Here is a 17,998-nt window from a genome sequence, read left to right as displayed (position 1 = left end):
TATAAAGGAGCGATAGATATGGCTGTAAAACCACTTGTTACTGCCCCCAATCCAATTTTAAATAGAGAAGTTAAAGATGTCGTAAATTTTGATGAATCAATAAAGCAATTAATTGCTGATTTAGAAGATACAATGTTTGATAATGATGGTGTTGGAATTGCCGCGCCACAAATTGGTGTTGATTTAAAAGTTGCGCTTGTTGATATGGAGCAAGATGGTATTTTGCAGCTTATAAACCCAACTATTTTAACACAATCTGAAAAAACTGAAACAGATGTAGAAGGTTGTCTCAGCGTTCCGGGTGTTTATGGTGAGGTTGAAAGAAGTGTCATGATTACTGTTAAGAGTAAAGATTTAAATGGTAATGATGTAGAATTAACTGCATATGATGATATTGCGAGAATTATTTTACACGAGATTGATCATTTATATGGTGAGTTGTTTACAGATAAAATGACGAGAGAAGTTAGTGAAGAAGAGTTAGAGGAGATGTATAAGGATGAGTAAAATTGTTTTTATGGGTACGCCTGATTTTTCTACAGGTGTGTTAGAGATGCTTATTCAAGAGTATGATGTAATTGCAGTTGTAACACAACCAGACCGTCCTGTTGGCAGAAAGAAGATACTAACACCACCGCCAGTTAAAAAGGTAGCTTTAGAACATAATATACCTGTATATCAACCTGAAAAACTGAATAATTCTTCTGAATTAGAAGAAATCATTAACTTAAAACCTGATTTAATCGTGACAGCTGCATTTGGCCAATTATTACCTAAATCTTTGCTTGATGCGCCAAAACATAAAGCAATCAATGTGCATGCATCATTGTTACCTAAATATAGAGGTGGCGCGCCAATTCATTATGCTGTTATGAATGGAGAGAAAAAAACAGGAATTACGATTATGTACATGGCAGAAAAATTAGATGCAGGAAATATTATTAGTCAAGACGAAGTTGAAATACTTGAAAATGACACAGTAGGAGAAGTTCACGATAAACTAGCAACACTTGGGACAGAATTGTTGAAGAAAACTTTACCTACTATTTTTAATGGTACTAATGATAGCATTGTTCAAGACGACAGTTTAGCTACATTTGCATCGAATATTTCTAGAGAAGACGAACGAATTGATTGGACTAAAGATGCTCAAACAATTCACAATCACATTCGTGGATTATCACCTTGGCCGGTTGCTTATACGACTATGGACGGTAAAAACTTAAAGCTGTGGCGTAGTGAAATCGTTGAGAATGTCAAAGGTGAACAAGGTGAAATCATTGAAACGACTAAAGATGCAATTATTGTTGCGACTGGTTCCGAAGATGGCGTTGCTTTAACTGAAATACAATTAGCAGGTAAAAAACGTGTAAAAACACGTGATTATATAAGCGGATTACAATCCAAAATTGATGGGACAAAATTAATATGATGAATAATAATGTAAGATATGTTGCTTTAACGATATTAGACGACGTACTAACAGGTGAAGCATACAGTAATCTACAGCTTAATGAAGCAATTAAAAATGAAGCTGTATCAAAAAAAGATATAGGCTTATTAACTGAGCTTGTATATGGAACAATACAAAGAAAAATCACTTTGGAATATTTAATAGAGCCTTTTATACAAACTAAATTAAAAGGTTGGATGAAACGTTTATTAATCATGAGCGCGTATCAATATGTTTATTTAGATAAAGTGCCAGATCATGCAATTATTAACGAAGCCGTAAACATAGCAAAAAATCGTGGTGACCTGCATAATAGTAAAGCTATAAACGCTATACTTAGAAGTTTCATGGCAGCACCTTTGAGAACATTTGATGAAATTAAACATGATGACAAAAGGTTATCAGTTGAAGCTAGTGTGCCTCTATGGTTAACAAAACATTGGATTACTCATTTTGGTTACGAAAAAACAAAAGAAATGTGTTTATTAAGTTTAACGCCTCCTGATACAACGGTAAGAGTGAATACGACAAGAATTACAGTTTCAGAAGCTATTGAAAGATTGGAAAGTAACGGTTATACTGTCGAATTAGATAAAGATATTGAACGTTGTTTGCACATTAAAGGTGAACCAATAGTGAACGATCGATTATTTAAAGACGGACTTCTTTCAGTTCAAGATAAAAGTTCAATGTTCGTAGCTGAAATAATGAATGTTAAAGAAGGTAGTACTGTATTAGATGCTTGTAGTGCACCTGGAGGAAAAACGTGTCATATAGCTGAAATGCTTAACCAAACTGGTCAAGTTGATGCTTATGATATTCATCCACATAAAATCGATTTGATTGATTTTAATGTTAAAAAATTAAGACTTAAAAATGTAAATACTGATGTTCATGACGCTACGCAACCATTTAATCAAACTTATGATTATATTTTAGTTGATGCGCCATGTAGTGGGTTTGGGGTAATGAGAAGAAAACCTGAAATCAAATATGAAAAAACATCAAAAGATGTAGAAGCATTATGGCATTTACAATTGGAAATTTTAGAAAATGCAAGTAAATCTTTAGCACCTGGTGGAGAACTTGTTTATTCAACATGTACGATTGAACAAATGGAAAATGAAAACGTTGTTTATTCATTTTTAAAAGCTAATAAAGACTTTGAATTCTCGACTTTTATAGACCCAAGAACCAATCAAGAAACGAAAACGTTACAATTACTCCCTCAAGATTATAATTCTGATGGATTCTTTATTACTAAAGTGAAAAGAAAGGAAAGATAATATGCCCGCGATACAGAAAAAGCGTAATAAATTTATGCCTAACTTTGAAAGACCTTCAATATATTCTTTACAGTTGGGAGAATTGGAAGATTGGTTAGTAGAACAATCAGAACCAAAATTTAGAGCAAAACAAATTTTTGATTGGCTGTATGTAAAAAGAATAAATTCTTTTAGCGAAATGACAAATTTATCAAAAGAATTAAGAGAAAAATTAGCTCAATCATTTGAAATCACTACATTAGAAGTAGCAGTTAAACAAGAAAGTAAAGATGGCACGATAAAATTTTTATTTGAACTTCAAGATGGGTACACAATTGAAACAGTTTTAATGAGACATGAGTATGGTAATTCCGTTTGTGTAACGACTCAAGTAGGTTGTCGTATCGGTTGTACATTCTGTGCATCATCTATAGGTGGATTAAAACGTAACTTAGAAGCGGGAGAAATTGTATCTCAAGTTCTAACAGTACAAAAAGCACTTGATGAAACTGATGAGAGAGTAAGCCAAGTTGTTATTATGGGTATTGGTGAACCATTTGAGAACTATGATGAAATGATGGGCTTCTTAAAAATTATTAACCATGACAAAGGTTTAAATATTGGTGCGCGTCACATTACAGTTTCAACTTCAGGTATCATTCCAAAAATTTACGATTTCGCAAATGAATCATTACAAATTAACTTTGCTTTAAGTTTACATGCTGCTGATAATGAAACACGTTCAAGATTAATGCCAATTAACAGAGCATATGATTTAGATAAATTAATGGAAGCTATTGAATATTACGTAGAAAAAACTAATCGTCGTATAACATTTGAATATGGTTTATTTGGAGGCGTGAATGACCAAGTTCATCATGCGAGACAACTAGCAGAAATGATTAAACATTTAAATTGCCATGTGAATTTAATTCCAGTAAATCATGTACCAGAGCGCGACTATGTTAAAACAACAAAAGAAGATATCTTTAAATTCGAAAATGAATTAAAAAGAAGAGGTATCAATGCTACAATTAGACGTAACCAAGGTGCAGACATTGATGCTGCATGCGGACAATTAAGAGCAAAAGAGCGAAAAGAAGAAACGAGGTAACAAATCATGGAAGCACGTTTTTTTACAGATGTCGGTCAATTTCGGGAACAAAATGAAGATGCAGGTGGAATCTATGTAAACCAGACTGGTCAAGAATTACTTGTAATTTGTGATGGAATGGGAGGCCACGCTGCAGGAGAAGTTGCAAGTCAATTTGTGAATGATTCACTTAAAGAAAGATTCGAAAATGAAAATTATATTGAATTTGAACAAGCTGAAGCATGGTTGAAATCGAACTTATCAGAAATCAATAGACATTTATATAACGAATCGATGAGCCACGATGCATTTAGAGGCATGGGAACTACATGTGTTTGTGTATTAATTTACGAAAAAGATGTCGTAGTGGCAAATATTGGTGATTCACGTGCTTACTTGATTAATAATCGAGAAATGATGCAATTAACAGATGATCATACATTTGTTAATCATCTTGTTTCGATTGGAGAAATAACAAAAGAAGAAGCATTTACTCATCCACAAAAAAATATTATTACTAAAGTTATGGGTACAGATAAACGTGTTATCGCCGATGTATTTTATTTTAATACTAAATTCTACGATTATTTATTATTAAATTCAGACGGTTTAACAGATTATTTACATGAAAATGATGTTCAAGAAATTATCATGTCTCATGAAGGAACAGTTGATGAAATAGGTAAAGATTTGATAGACGCTACCATTAACGCCGAAGGGAAAGATAATATTTCACTTATATTATGTCCATTCGAAGGTGGAAAAATATGATAGGTCGCATAATCGCCGGTCGCTATGAGTTTGTGAAGTATTTAGGTGGCGGTGGTATGAGCAATGTTTATTTAGCAAAAGATAATATATTAGATCGTAAAGTTGCAGTAAAGGTTATCAATATACCGCCTTATGAAAAAGAAAAAACTGTCGAACGTTTCGAAAGAGAAGTTCAAAACACAACAATCTTAAGTCACAATAATATTGTGAATGTCTTAGATGTTGAAGAAGATGATAATTGTTACTATTTAGTAATGGAATATATAGAAGGACCAACTTTGAAAGAATATTTAATTAAAGAAGGTCGATTATCTGCTGAAGAAGCGATTGAAATGACGCTTCAAATATTAAAGGGTATTGCTCATGCACATCATCACCGCATTATCCATCGCGATATAAAACCACAAAATATTTTAATGACTCAACATGGCACTTTAAAAATATTAGATTTTGGAATTGCTAGAGCTTTAAGTGAAACAGCATTAACTGAAACCAACCATGTAATGGGATCGGTACAATATTTGTCTCCTGAACAAGCTAAAGGTCAATCTACAGATGAATCTTCAGATATATACTCAATCGGTATTGTACTTTATGAATTACTAACTGGTCATCCACCTTTTAGTGGAGAAACGCCAGTTAGTGTGGCAATTAAACATATTCAAGAAGAAATACCATCTGTGAAAGAAGAACGACCATCTATCCCACAAAGCGTTGAAAATGTAATAATGAAAGCAACTCAAAAGGAAAAAGCTTTAAGATATCGAGATACAGACGAAATGTATTTTGATTTACAGACAGCTTTGGATGATGAAAGAAAAGATGAAACGCCAAGATATAATACAAATTCTGAGACAAAGACGATACCAGTTGTTAAATCAGAAAGTTCCAATGAACATACAAAAGCTGTACCTGTTGCTTCGGCGTCTAACAGTCAGACTAATTCAGCTCAAAACAATGAAAGTAGTAAACCAAAACGTAAAAAGAGCAAATGGTTGATTATATTTGTTCCGATTTTATTAGTGTTCATGCTTTTAGGCGCTATTGGTTTTGCTTTGACTGCTCCTAAGTATGAAGATGTACCAAATTTACTTGGTAAATCTAGAGGTGAAGCAATGGCGCTAATAGATGAAAAAGGTCTGAGAAAAGGCAAAATTACAGAAGATTTCAGTAATAATTTCAAAGAAGGCGAAGTAATGAAAGTTTCGCCAAAAGTAGGAACAAGAGTTAAAGAAATGACTAAAGTTGATTTAGTGATTTCTAAAGGTATAGAAACTTTTACAGTCGAAGACTATATTGGGAAATCCAGTGAAGAAATTAAAGAAAAACTAGAGAAAAGCGGTTTTGATTCTGTAAGAATAAAAGAGGAATATGATAGTGCTACTGAAGGGTCTATAATTAATCAAAGTATTGAACCAGGCAGTAAAGTTGTGCCTAAAGATACCACGATTATTTTAACTAAATCTATTGGTGTTGAACAAGCTTTTGTAAAAGATTATACAGGTGAAAATATAGATACTGCTAAATCTGAATTAGAGGATTTAGGGTTTAAAGTAGAAACTAAAGAAGTAGATTCTAAAAAGTCAAAAGACACTATCGTTAAACAGTCATATAAAAATGTACAATTACCTGTAGATTCAACAATATACTTTAATATATCTAATGGTAAAAAAGAAAAATCGGATTCAGATGAAGAAAATTCAAAAGATGAAGACAAAGATGATGAAGATAGTTTAAGTGATAAAACGTATAATCAAACAGTTTATATACCTTTTACAGGTTCTGATAGTAAAAAAGGTCAAAAAGTAGAAATATTTATTAAAGATAAATCACATAAAATAAAAGATGCTACTGAAACTTTCACTATTAAAAAAGATACAACCAAAACTTTAAATTTCGTAATACCTGAAGATGAATCAGCAGAGTATCGTGTTGTAGTAGATGGCAAAGAAATAGAAAGTAACGAGATTGATTATGATGATTTCTAAAACATTTAAATTTTAAAATGTCCAAGACATTAATAAGTAGTAAAAGTTCTGTTAATAAGGATTTTTACTACTTTTTTATTAGGGGAATTAACGAATTTAAAAAATAATTGATTTCAGCAGATGTTATTAGTAAAATTTAGAAAACGGTTATGAGGTGAATGAAAATGTTGCCATATGTATCAATATTTGAATATATTCATAAACAAGTTGAACATAATATAAATACACAAGAATCTATACTTGAAGTATATAAAGAGTATGAAAATATAGTGAACTCACCTCAACTAACAGATAAAGTGTTTATCGAAGTGATTAATAATTATTTCTATGATGCAAACATAAAGTATAGTAGCTTAACAGCCTTAAAAGAACAAAAGCAACAAGTTGGATTTAAAGTAAGAGCTACTAAAGATGCTTTAATTGTCACTGAAATAACGGATGACCTGAGATTTGTAGTAGGTGATGAAATTACAGCTCTTTCTGGAGATGGAATTGAATATTGTCGAAAAAGATATCATCGTATTTTAGGTGAGGAACCTTATCATCGTGAAGATTGGCATCATATTTTAACATTGCAAAATGATGTTGATATAAATAGAAGTCATCAATCTTACCATTTCGAATTAAAAAAGTATATATTCAAAGAAGAGGCACAAATTCGAATTTATGAAAGAGATGAAATTCCAATTGTAAATATTAAAGGTAATATTTCATTTGAACAAACAATTGATGCATTATATCAATTATCAAAAATTAAAAGTTCTCGAATCATATTTGACGTAAGAAATGCGAATTTCGACAGATTAAGCATCGCTGAATTTTTAATACCATATTTTTATGAGGTTGGCTTACGCTCGCAAGTTGGAACTAATGAAGCGCAAGTTGAAACTACAATTGAAAAACATACAAATTTATTTATAAGAAAACTTGAAAAGCTGTATAAAGAGTCTGAAGAAATGAATGAACAAGCTTTTTATCAAAATATTATCGATCAAACAGAAGGAAATTGGCAATATTTTGATGATAATCAAATTGAATTCACAGGACTAAGTCGCTTCGAAGATATAACAATTATAATAGACAAAGATACAGAGACGGCTGCAGAATGGTTTGTTCAAAAAGTTCAAAATTCAAACATAGTTAACGTAATTGGTAGACCTACAAAAGGTGATTTATCATATATGGATTTGGTTGAGGAGAAGATAGACCAACGTTTTCTATTAAGCTATCCTGTTTATAATCTAAAAAGAAAAAATTATGATTCAATGGTCTATCCAAATGAGCTCATTGAATGGTCAAAAAGACACGCATTATATGATTACGATATTAAATTTGCTATTAATAATAGATGTTAATTGATTATTTCGTCAGAAAATGAAATAATATGAAAGTATATGAAATTTACAATAATTTAGGGGGCAATCATATTTATGGGTAAGAATATACCAAGAGAACGAGGTCTTGATAATACTATTACAGTATTGAAAGAAGCGTACGAATATGTACCAAATAGACTTGAAAAACATAACACAAATATTTTTGAATTAAGAGCATTAGGTGGACGTAGAACTGTCGTAATAAGTGGTAAAGAAGCTGCTGAATTATTCTATAATAATGATTTAATTGAAAGACAAGGAACACTACCTAAACGTATTGTAAATACTTTGTTTGGTAAAGGTGCTATACATACTACTGGCGGCAAAAAACATATTGATCGTAAAGCACTATTTATGTCTTTAATGACTGAAGAGAACTTAGAGTATTTAAGAGAACTAACACGTAATCATTGGTTCATGAATACTGAGCGTATGGAAAGAATGGACGAAGTGAATGTTTATAAAGAATCGATCTTAATGCTAACAAAAATTGGCTTTAGATGGGCTGGTATTATTGCTTCTCCTGAAGAAATCGAACAATGTGCAGCAGATATGGATACAATGATTGATTCATTTAAAAATATCGGCACAGTATTTAAAGGATATAGAGAAGCTAAACAAGCAAGAGATCGTGTAGAGACTTTCCTTGAAAATCAAATTATTGCTGTTCGTGAAGGTAAAATAAACCCACCACAAGGTACAGCATTATACGAATTTAGTCATTGGGAAGATTTCGAAGGTAACTTAATGGATTCTAGATTATGTTCTATTGATTTAATGAACGTTGTTCGTCCATTAGTTGCGATTAACCGTTTTGTAAGCTTTGGTGTAAAAGCTTTCCATGATTATCCTGGTGAAGCAGAACGCGTCTTTAATAATGAAGATGACTACGCTTATAAATTTATCCAAGAAGTTAGAAGATTCTATCCATTCGTACCTTATTTACCAGGTAAAGCTGCGGTAGATATTGATTTTGAAGGTTATACAATCGAAAAAGATACTTTCTTAGTATTAGATATTTACGGTACATTACACAGAGAAGGTCTATGGGAAAATCCTGAAAGATTCTATCCTAACCGCTTTAACGATTGGGACGGTAGTCCATTCGACTTAATTCCGCAAGGTGGCGGAGATTATTACACAAATCACCGTTGTGCTGGTGAATGGATGACAATAATTATAATGGAAGAAACAATGAAGTATTTCGCTCAAAATATTTCTTACGATGTTAAAAAAGATCAAGATACGTCTGTTAATTTAAATAAATTACCTGGTCGTGTTGTTGACGGAATGATTATCACAAATGTTAACGCACTAGTTAACCGTAACGTATAAAATGAAAGTGATTTTATAAATGATAATGTATATGAGGCTGAGACATTTATTTTATGTCCTAGCCTCATATTTTTTCATAAATTAAATAGAAAAATAAGGTATTATGAGAATTTTTTATTCAATTTTTGGTATGATAGGAAGTAAGAGGTGATAGCTTGGTTAACTGTTTAGTTGTAGATGATGATCGATTTATTTTGAATGATTTAAAAAGAGAAATAGAGCGTGAAAATATACATGTTATTACGAGTTTAAATGGAGAAGAAGCTTTAGATGTTGTAGAGCATCAACATATAGATATTGCTGTTGTCGATATTATGATGCCAGGTATTGATGGGTTTGAACTTTGTAAAATGCTAAAAGACAGCTTTGATGTACCAGTCATTATGTTAACTGCTCGGGATGAACTTAGTGATAAAGAAAATGCATTTTTAGCTGGTACGGACGATTACGTTACTAAACCATTTGAAATGAAAGAATTAATTTTTAGAATTAAAGCTGTTCTTAGAAGGTTTCAAATTAATACTTCTAACGAATTGAAAATAGGCAATACTACAGTTAATTCTATCGATATGGAAATAACCATTAATCAAAAATCAATGCTACTACCCAAAAAGGAATTTACACTATTAGATTATTTAATGAGAAATAAAGATAAAGTGTTACAAAGAGAACGCATTATAGAAGTTGTTTGGGGATTAGATTTCGAAGGTGATGAAAGAACGTTAGATGTTCATGTTAAACGTTTAAGAAAAAGACTTGAAAAATTAAATAGCGACGTGCTTATTAAAACTGTAAGAGGTGTTGGTTATAAGGTGGTGCTAGAAGGTGAAGTTTAAATCATTAGCTCAGCGTATCACCATTTATACGATTGTAGTAATGATAATAAGTTCTGTTCTAGGATTCGTTTTAACCAATATTTATTATCATATAGATTTGAAAAATAAAAACGACCAAAAAGTCATGCAAACTTTAAAAAAAGTACAAAAATATATTGATGATGATGAAGGTGTATCTTTAGATACATATTTAAATCACGTTAGTGATTTGCATTATCAAGCCATTCTATATGATGAAAAACAAAAAGCTACTTACTATGGTGATTCATTTAGGAAATTTAATTTAGACAAAGGTGAAGTTACGAAAGTTTTAGATGGTAAAGATTATCATGGAATAAAACAAAGACCATTTAATATTTTTATAACAGGCTTTTTTGACAATGAAACGAGGAATACAGTAGGTCTTAAAATCAATCATAATGGAGAACATTATGCCTTATTCATGAGACCAAGCGTAGGGACGATGTTAGGTGAATTTAGAGTATTCTTAGCGATATTACTTGTTTTATTAATTATAATTTCACTCATACTAGTTATGTTCTCTAGCTATTCGTTAACAACGCCAATTAGAAGGTTGATGCGAACAACTAAAGCTATAGGTAAGGGTAATTTTGATGTTGATATTAAAGTAACTCGTGATGATGAAATTGGGGTACTTCAACAAAGGTTTATAAGGATGAGAGATGAATTAAAACAACTAGATACAATGCGTCAATCTTTCGTTCAAAATGTATCCCATGAAATTAAATCACCATTACAATCAATTTTAAGCTTACTAAGAGAACTTGAACATGAAGAAAACGCAGATAAGAGAACTCAAATTATTGAAGATATTTATAGCAGAGCTTATAGATTGAGTAATTTGACGAAGCAACTGTTATTGTTATCTGAATTAGATAACAGTGAACATTTAACTTTTGATGATGATATAGAGCTAGATAAGTTATTAAAAGACATAGTGAGAAATTTAAATTATTTTATTGATGAAAAAGATATGTCAGTTATGTTTGATTTAGAAGAAATAAATATTAAAGGGAACTCTAAGTTGCTATATCAAGCATTTTATAATATTTTAAACAATGCTATTAAATATTCACCAGAATTTAGTATGATTCAAATTAAATTATTTTATGATGAAAACAAAACGTATGTTTCTATCATCGATGAAGGTTTCGGCATGTCACCAGAACAACTATCACAAATAAAAGATAGATTTTATAAAGGTGATCAATCACATAATATCCATGCAGACAGCAATGGTTTGGGATTATCTATAGTAGAATCAATTATTCAATATCATGATGCAGATATCGATATAAAAAGTGAGATTGATGAAGGAACTGAAGTCGTGGTATCGTTTAAGAAACCATAAACTTATAGTTAGCTATAATAAAAAAATAGGTAGGTGTTAAATTGAAAACAGGTCGTATAATAAAATCGATTAGCGGTGATTATTCAGTTCAAACTGAAGATGGAGTTTATATAACAAAAGCTAGAGGTTTATTTCGTAAAAAGAAAACATCACCAACAGTTGGGGATATTGTTGATTTTCAAGTAGAGAATGAAACCGGTGGCTATATTCAACATATTCATGAAAGAGAGAATATATTACTAAGACCTCCTGTGTCGAACATTAATAAAGTAATTGTAGTGATGAGCGCAGTAGAACCAGAACTGAGTCAACAGCTTTTGGACCGTTTTTTAGTCGTAGTTCATTCATATAATATTTCACCAGTCATATGTGTCACAAAAAAAGACTTGGCTACTGATAAACAAAGCGCACAGATTAAACAGTTGTTAAATGAATATAAAATGATTGGCTATGAAACAATTTTTGTCGGTAATGACGATGATTTGTCATTAACAATCAAACCGCTCATAAAAGGTATTATCGTCTTAAGTGGTCAGTCAGGTGTAGGAAAGTCATCTATGATGAATCGATTATTTGAAGACTTAAATATTGAAACAAACAAGATTTCTAAAGCATTAAATAGAGGAAAACATACTACTAGACATGTCGAACTTTTTGAAATGGAAGATGGATTTTTGGCTGATACTCCAGGGTTTAGTGCATTGGATTTTTCTCATATTGAAAAAGAAGATTTAACAAATTATTTTCCTGAATTTGAAGAAGTAAAATCAGAATGTAAATTTAGAAATTGTACACATATTAACGAACCAAAGTGCGCAGTTAAAACTTTAATCGAAGAAAGAGAATTTTATAAAACGAGATATAATCATTATGTAGCGTTATTCGAAGAAATACAAAATAGAAAGGTAAGATATTAATGGTCAAAATAGCACCGTCACTATTAGCATGTGATTTTTCAATTTTAAAAGAAGAAGTAGATAAAGTTCGTGAAAGTGGAGCAGATATATTACATTTTGACGTGATGGATGGACAATTTGTTCCTAACATTTCAATAGGGTTACCAATACTAGAATCATTAAGAAAAATAACTGATATGACGATTGATACACACTTGATGATTGAAGATCCAGAACAAATGATTGATTTATTCTGTGAAGCTGGTAGTGACATGGTTTCAGTTCATTATGAAGCAACACCGCATATCCATAGAGCTATTCAACAAATAAAGTCACATGATAAATTAGCTGGAGTCGTTATCAATCCAGGAACGCCTGTGCAGTTAATAGCTCAAATATTACAAGATGTTGATTTTGTATTAATCATGACAGTTAATCCTGGGTTTGGTGGCCAATCATTCATAGAAACAACTTTAGATAAAATAGAATGGTTAAATGAGTACAGACAAGAACACGGTTTAAACTTTGAAATAGAGGTCGATGGTGGTATCAACGAAACCACAAGTGCTCAATGCATAGACAAGGGCGCTGATATATTAGTAGCAGGATCTTATTATTTTAAACATGATGATTATAAGCAACCTGTACTTAAATTAAAGGGTGATTAACTTTGAAAGTAAAATTATTATGTAGCGTAAGAAATATTCCATCTAATCTATTTGATGATAAAAATGTAGACTGGATCGGTGTAGATAGAGGAACTTTAGAGTTGGTTAACAATCAAATCAAGCCTGTATCAGCAGTTGGGGATTTTGATTCTGTTAATGAACAAGAGTTAGAACAAATAAGGAAAGCTATAGATGTTTACCCCGTCAAGAAAGAAAAAGATGATACAGATTTAGCGTTAGCAGTAAATTTAGCGGTTGATATGGGATATACTGAAATAGAAATTTATGGCGCAACAGGTGGCAGATTAGATCACTATATGGGCGCGGTTCAAATTTTAACAAAACCAGAATTTTTAAAGCAAGATTTTAAAATTTCACTTATTGATCAACAAAATCATATAAGTGTTTTAAAACCTGGGAAACACGAAATATTTAGAGTAGAAGATATGACTTATGTATCATTTGTACCTTTAAATACAGGTATTAGAATTAAATTGGATGAATTGAAATATGAATTGCCGTTTACAACACTAGATCAAGGTTCTACGTTAACCATTAGCAATGAGTTTAAAGAGGGATTGGAACGAGGTTTCGTACAAGTTGAGTTAGGAAATGTATTAATTATTCAAAGTAAAGACATATAAAAAAAGAGAACCTTCCACACAAAGGTTCTCTTTACTATATGTGACTTATATTCATTAAACGCGTGTAACTTTACCTGATTTAAGAGCACGAGCAGAAACCCATACACGTTTAGGTTTACCGTCAACTAAAATTCTAACTTTTTGTAAGTTAGCGTTCCAACGACGTTTGTTAGCATTTAATGCGTGAGAACGATGGTTACCCGTTCTAGCTTTACGACCTGTTACGAAACATTCTTTAGCCATAAATATCCTCCTTTAATGAAATATAAATACACATTTATTTACGTTTACACACTTTAATAATATAACACGCGTATTATGCCATTTCAATATCTAATTTACAAAAATAAGAAAAAATATCAACAAATTTCGCTAAAAGTATTTTAAAGTTGAGTTTATTTGTTATAATTATATCTTGTGAAAACGTTGCTTACGTAAAAACAATAAAATGATGAATTCTTGCGATTTGAATGTTATTTTAAGTATAATTAAAAAGAACATAAATAATGAAGATAAATACGTATATATTCTAGATTATTAGGAGGGACGAAATCATGACTTTAGAAATTACAAATGAGTATGGCAGTATCGATATATCAAATGATGTTATTGCAACATTAGCAGGCGGAGCTGCTGTAGAATGTTATGGTATTGTTGGAATGGCAAGTAAGCATCAAGTAAGAGATGGAATTGCTGAGATTTTAGGGCGAGATAATTACTCTAAAGGCGTTATCGTATCTCAAAATGAAGGTGTGCTTGACGTTGATATGTATATAATTGTGAGTTATGGAACTAAAATTTCAGAAATAGCAAACAATGTTCAATCTGCTGTTAAATATACTTTGGAGCAATCATTAAAATTAAAAGTCAACGCAGTAAACATATATATCCAAGGTGTTCGTGTGATTAATGATGATGAGGAAGCATAGGGAGGCAATTAGAGTATGAAAAAGATTGACGGCAAATTGTTTGCTGATATGATCGTTCAAGGATCAGATAGTTTATCAAACAATGCAGATTTTGTAGATTCTTTAAACGTATTTCCAGTTCCAGATGGTGATACAGGTACAAACATGAATTTATCTATGTCATCGGGCGCAGGTGAAGTGAAAACCCAAAACAGCGCACATATAGGAGAAGTAGGAAAAGTTTTCTCTAAAGGTTTATTGATGGGAGCGCGAGGAAACTCAGGCGTAATATTATCCCAGTTATTTAGAGGTTTTTCTAAATCAATTGAAAATGAAAATGAAATAGATGCTATACAATTTGCTAAAGCGTTCCAAGCAGGTGTTAATACAGCGTATAAAGCTGTTATGAAACCTGTTGAGGGTACAATACTAACAGTAGCAAGAGAAGCTGGTGAGGCTGCTGTAAAATCGACTGAGACAACAGATGATATTATTACTGTAATGGAAGCGGTTATTGAATCAGGTCAAGTAGCACTAGATAATACACCAAACCAACTACCTGTACTTAAAGAAGTAGGTGTTGTCGATAGTGGTGGACAAGGTTTGATGTTTGTTTATGAAGGATTCCTTGCTACTTTAAAAGGAGAAAAAATAGCTCCAAACAGAGAAAAAGTAGATACTGACGAATTTATAAATGATGATCATGATTTTGGCGGCATTATCGATACAGAAGATATTGTTTATGGTTACTGTACAGAAATTATGGTGCGATTCGATAAAGATAAAAAACCATTTGATGAAGAACAATTTAGACAAGATATGAGTGAATTTGGTGATTCATTATTAGTTATTTCTGATGATGAAATTGTTAAAGTCCATGTACACTCAGAAACGCCTGGTGAAGTGTTAACTTACGGTAGCCAATATGGTGAACTTATTAAAATGAAAATTGAAAACATGCGCGAACAACACAGAGAAGTGTTAAGAAAAAGTGCAGATAAAAAAATAAAACAAGAAAAACAAGAAGAAATTGACACTGCAGTGATTACAATTTCAATGGGTGACGGTATCACTAAATTATTTAAATCGCTTGGTGCAACTCATGTAATTAGCGGTGGACAAACTATGAATCCATCGACTGAAGACATTGTAAAAGTAGTAAAAGAATCTGGTTGTAAGAAAGCAATTATTCTACCAAATAATAAAAATATCATTATGGCAGCTGAACAAGTTGAACAATTAGTTGATATTCCAGTAGCTGTCGTTACATCTAAGACTGTATCACAAGGTTTATCAGCAATGTTAAACTTCAATTTAGAGCAGTCTATAGAAGAAAACAAAGCACAAATGGAAGATGCAATGCAATTCGTTAAATCTGGATCTGTTACTTATGCGGTAAGAGATACGAATATTGATGGTATCACAATTAAAAAAGGCGAATTCATGGGAATTAATGAAGGTAAAATTAAAGTAAGTGATTCTGATCATGTAGCCGTTAGTCAAAAGTTAATTGATGATATGCTAGATGAAGATAGTGAGATTTTAACAATCATTAAAGGTGAAGATGCAACTGACGAAGAAGTGAGTAAACTAGAAAGTTATGTTGAAGAACACTATGAAGATGTTGAAATTGAAGTACATCAAGGTGATCAACCTATTTATTCATTCTTATTCTCAGTTGAATAATTAAAAGCAATGAAGAACAACAATGTTAATAATTTGACGTTGTTGTTTTTTCTGTTTTAAAACGCTTACAAAATTTAGTAAAGTTGTTATAATGGTATGGTGAAATCAAAAGAGAAATGAGTGATAATTGATGAAATATACAAGTGTCTTTGACATTATAGGTCCTGTTATGGTTGGACCATCATCATCTCATACTGCTGGGGCAGTTAGAATCGGCTTAATAGCTAGAGGGCTTTTTAATGGGAAGCCGAAGCATGTAGATATATATTTATATGGTTCTTTTATGGAAACTTATAAAGGACATGGAACAGATGTCGCACTTGTGGGTGGTCTTTTAGGATACGATACAGACGATGATAGAATTAAAACAAGTCTAAAAGATGCAGAACAACAAGGTATTGAGGTTAATTTTATAGAGATGTTCGAAGAAAGATCACATCCTAACACTGCGATTATTAGTATGCGTAATGAAGAATTAGAAATTTCAGTAGAAGGTATTTCTATTGGTGGCGGTAAAGTTGAAATTGTTGCCATCAATGGATTTAAGATAGCAATCAGTGGTAATTATCCAGCGTTACTTGTCTTTCATAAAGATACTTTTGGGACAATTGGGAAAGTTACAAATGTCTTTGGTGAATATCGAATTAATGTTGGTAGTATGCAAGTAGCTCGTAAAGAAAAAGGTGAACTCGCTTTAATGACTTGTGAATTGGACGATGATATACCACAAGAAGTATTAAACAAAATACAAGAAATTGACGGCGTACAAACTGTGTCATTAATGGGGTAAGTTAAAAAGGAGGGTTATAATGTTTCAAAGTGTAAAAGAACTTATAGAAATATGTGAAAAAGAAAATAAAAAAATATACGAAGTTATGATCGAACAAGAAATAAGCGTAACAAAGCTCTCCAAAGAAGAAGTGTATAAAAATATGGAACGCAACCTTGATACAATGGAGAAAGCTATAGAGCGTGGTATTAATGGTGTAACTTCCACTACAGGATTAACTGGTATGGATGCTGTATTATTACAAGATTATTTAGAAAGCGGTAAATCACTTTCTGGAGACTTAATGATAGATGCTGTAAGTAAAGCAGTCGCGACTAATGAAGTAAATGCAGCGATGGGTAAAATATGTGCAACGCCAACAGCAGGGTCTGCTGGTGTAGCGCCCGGCGTATTGTTTGCATTAAAAAAACGCCTGAATCCATCAAGAGAAGATATGATTCATTTTCTATTCACAACAGGAGCATTTGGTTTTGTTGTTGCTAATAATGCTTCAATTTCTGGTGCTGCAGGCGGTTGTCAAGCTGAAGTTGGATCTGCAGCAGCAATGAGTGCAGCAGCTACAGTTGAAATGGCTGGAGGTACACCACAACAGTCTGCTGAAGCATTTGCGATCAGCCTGAAAAACATGCTTGGATTAGTATGTGATCCAGTAGCCGGTCTTGTAGAAGTACCATGTGTTAAACGTAATGCTGCTGGTGCTTCAAATGCTATTATTTCAGCTGATATGGCATTAGCAGGTGTAACGTCACGAATACCTACAGATGAAGTAATCGAAGCTATGTACAAAATAGGGCAAACAATGCCTTCAGCGCTTCGAGAAACAGGTAGAGGTGGCTTAGCAGGTACACCAACAGGTGAAAGATTGAAACAAGAAATCTTCGGAAATTCATAAACAATAAAAGTGCTATGTGAAAGGA

The 17,998-nt window shown here is 32.1% G+C and carries 18 protein-coding genes; 17 read left to right on the top strand and 1 reads right to left on the bottom strand.

Annotation, left to right across the window (positions count from 1 at the left end):
- The first annotated feature begins 18 nt into the window (after positions 1 to 18).
- The 13 genes from def (at position 19) to LQ682_RS00655 (ending at position 13,697) form a co-directional block, all read left to right on the top strand.
- On the top strand, positions 19 to 507 hold the full coding sequence (gene def, locus LQ682_RS00715; protein ID WP_017000140.1) for a peptide deformylase: 489 nt from the start codon (positions 19 to 21) through the stop codon (positions 505 to 507).
- Positions 500 to 1,432 carry a methionyl-tRNA formyltransferase gene (gene fmt, locus LQ682_RS00710; RefSeq protein ID WP_239723702.1) on the top strand — a complete coding sequence of 311 codons (933 nt, stop codon included), beginning with the start codon at positions 500 to 502 and terminating at the stop codon, positions 1,430 to 1,432. The genes def and fmt overlap by 8 nt, the downstream gene beginning before the upstream one ends.
- Positions 1,429 to 2,739 carry a 16S rRNA (cytosine(967)-C(5))-methyltransferase RsmB gene (gene rsmB / locus LQ682_RS00705; RefSeq protein WP_174700880.1) on the top strand — a complete coding sequence of 437 codons (1,311 nt, stop codon included), beginning with the start codon at positions 1,429 to 1,431 and terminating at the stop codon, positions 2,737 to 2,739. Before fmt ends, rsmB begins: the two co-directional genes overlap by 4 nt.
- Position 2,740: 1 nt before the next feature.
- Positions 2,741 to 3,832 (top strand): dual-specificity RNA methyltransferase RlmN, encoded by a 1,092-nt coding sequence (rlmN, locus tag LQ682_RS00700; RefSeq protein WP_017000134.1) that lies wholly within the window; start codon positions 2,741 to 2,743, stop codon positions 3,830 to 3,832.
- 3 nt (positions 3,833 to 3,835) lie between these two features.
- Positions 3,836 to 4,582 carry a Stp1/IreP family PP2C-type Ser/Thr phosphatase gene (locus LQ682_RS00695; protein WP_239723795.1) on the top strand — a complete coding sequence of 249 codons (747 nt, stop codon included), beginning with the start codon at positions 3,836 to 3,838 and terminating at the stop codon, positions 4,580 to 4,582.
- Positions 4,579 to 6,570: a Stk1 family PASTA domain-containing Ser/Thr kinase gene (gene pknB, locus LQ682_RS00690; protein WP_017000131.1), complete on the top strand. Its 1,992-nt coding sequence runs from the start codon at positions 4,579 to 4,581 to the stop codon at positions 6,568 to 6,570. The genes LQ682_RS00695 and pknB overlap by 4 nt, the downstream gene beginning before the upstream one ends.
- 164 nt (positions 6,571 to 6,734) lie before the next feature.
- Complete coding sequence (locus tag LQ682_RS00685; RefSeq protein ID WP_239723701.1) at positions 6,735 to 7,925, top strand: S41 family peptidase; 1,191 nt, start codon at positions 6,735 to 6,737, stop codon at positions 7,923 to 7,925.
- A gap of 75 nt (positions 7,926 to 8,000) precedes the next feature.
- Positions 8,001 to 9,281 carry a cytochrome P450 gene (locus LQ682_RS00680; RefSeq protein ID WP_017000129.1) on the top strand — a complete coding sequence of 427 codons (1,281 nt, stop codon included), beginning with the start codon at positions 8,001 to 8,003 and terminating at the stop codon, positions 9,279 to 9,281.
- Positions 9,282 to 9,436: 155 nt separating this feature from the next.
- Positions 9,437 to 10,117 carry a response regulator transcription factor gene (locus LQ682_RS00675; RefSeq protein ID WP_017000128.1) on the top strand — a complete coding sequence of 227 codons (681 nt, stop codon included), beginning with the start codon at positions 9,437 to 9,439 and terminating at the stop codon, positions 10,115 to 10,117.
- Positions 10,107 to 11,489, top strand: coding sequence for a sensor histidine kinase (locus tag LQ682_RS00670; protein WP_017000127.1), 1,383 nt, complete (start codon positions 10,107 to 10,109; stop codon positions 11,487 to 11,489). The genes LQ682_RS00675 and LQ682_RS00670 overlap by 11 nt, the downstream gene beginning before the upstream one ends.
- Before the next feature lie 41 nt (positions 11,490 to 11,530).
- Positions 11,531 to 12,406 (top strand): ribosome small subunit-dependent GTPase A, encoded by an 876-nt coding sequence (gene rsgA / locus LQ682_RS00665; RefSeq protein ID WP_135031948.1) that lies wholly within the window; start codon positions 11,531 to 11,533, stop codon positions 12,404 to 12,406.
- On the top strand, positions 12,406 to 13,053 hold the full coding sequence (gene rpe, locus LQ682_RS00660; protein ID WP_017000125.1) for a ribulose-phosphate 3-epimerase: 648 nt from the start codon (positions 12,406 to 12,408) through the stop codon (positions 13,051 to 13,053). The genes rsgA and rpe overlap by 1 nt, the downstream gene beginning before the upstream one ends.
- A gap of 2 nt (positions 13,054 to 13,055) precedes the next feature.
- Entirely contained in the window at positions 13,056 to 13,697 is a 642-nt protein-coding gene (locus tag LQ682_RS00655) for a thiamine diphosphokinase (protein WP_064211539.1), read from the top strand.
- Between the two features lie 54 nt (positions 13,698 to 13,751).
- On the opposite strand, the gene rpmB is transcribed toward LQ682_RS00655, so the two are convergent.
- The gene (gene rpmB, locus LQ682_RS00650) at positions 13,752 to 13,940 is read right to left on the bottom strand and encodes a 50S ribosomal protein L28 (protein WP_017000124.1); all 189 of its coding nucleotides are present in this window, start codon (positions 13,938 to 13,940) and stop codon (positions 13,752 to 13,754) included.
- A 311-nt stretch (positions 13,941 to 14,251) separates the two neighbouring features.
- On the opposite strand from rpmB, the gene LQ682_RS00645 reads away from it, so the two are divergent.
- The 4 genes from LQ682_RS00645 (at position 14,252) to sdaAA (ending at position 17,973) form a co-directional block, all read left to right on the top strand.
- Complete coding sequence (locus LQ682_RS00645; protein ID WP_017000123.1) at positions 14,252 to 14,626, top strand: Asp23/Gls24 family envelope stress response protein; 375 nt, start codon at positions 14,252 to 14,254, stop codon at positions 14,624 to 14,626.
- A 15-nt stretch (positions 14,627 to 14,641) separates the two neighbouring features.
- Positions 14,642 to 16,291: a fatty acid kinase catalytic subunit FakA gene (gene fakA, locus LQ682_RS00640; RefSeq protein ID WP_239723700.1), complete on the top strand. Its 1,650-nt coding sequence runs from the start codon at positions 14,642 to 14,644 to the stop codon at positions 16,289 to 16,291.
- 130 nt (positions 16,292 to 16,421) lie between these two features.
- The gene (sdaAB, locus tag LQ682_RS00635; RefSeq protein WP_017000121.1) at positions 16,422 to 17,081 is read left to right on the top strand and encodes an L-serine ammonia-lyase, iron-sulfur-dependent subunit beta; all 660 of its coding nucleotides are present in this window, start codon (positions 16,422 to 16,424) and stop codon (positions 17,079 to 17,081) included.
- Between the two features lie 19 nt (positions 17,082 to 17,100).
- Positions 17,101 to 17,973 carry an L-serine ammonia-lyase, iron-sulfur-dependent, subunit alpha gene (gene sdaAA, locus LQ682_RS00630; protein WP_064204051.1) on the top strand — a complete coding sequence of 291 codons (873 nt, stop codon included), beginning with the start codon at positions 17,101 to 17,103 and terminating at the stop codon, positions 17,971 to 17,973.
- The last annotated feature ends 25 nt before the right edge of the window (positions 17,974 to 17,998 follow it).

It is taken from the genome of Mammaliicoccus sp. A-M4, from assembly GCF_022386955.1.
In the GTDB taxonomy this organism is placed as follows: Bacteria; Bacillota; Bacilli; order Staphylococcales; family Staphylococcaceae; genus Mammaliicoccus; species Mammaliicoccus lentus.
Note: the sequence above shows the minus strand (reverse complement) of the source record. Positions and strands in the feature narration are given on the sequence as shown.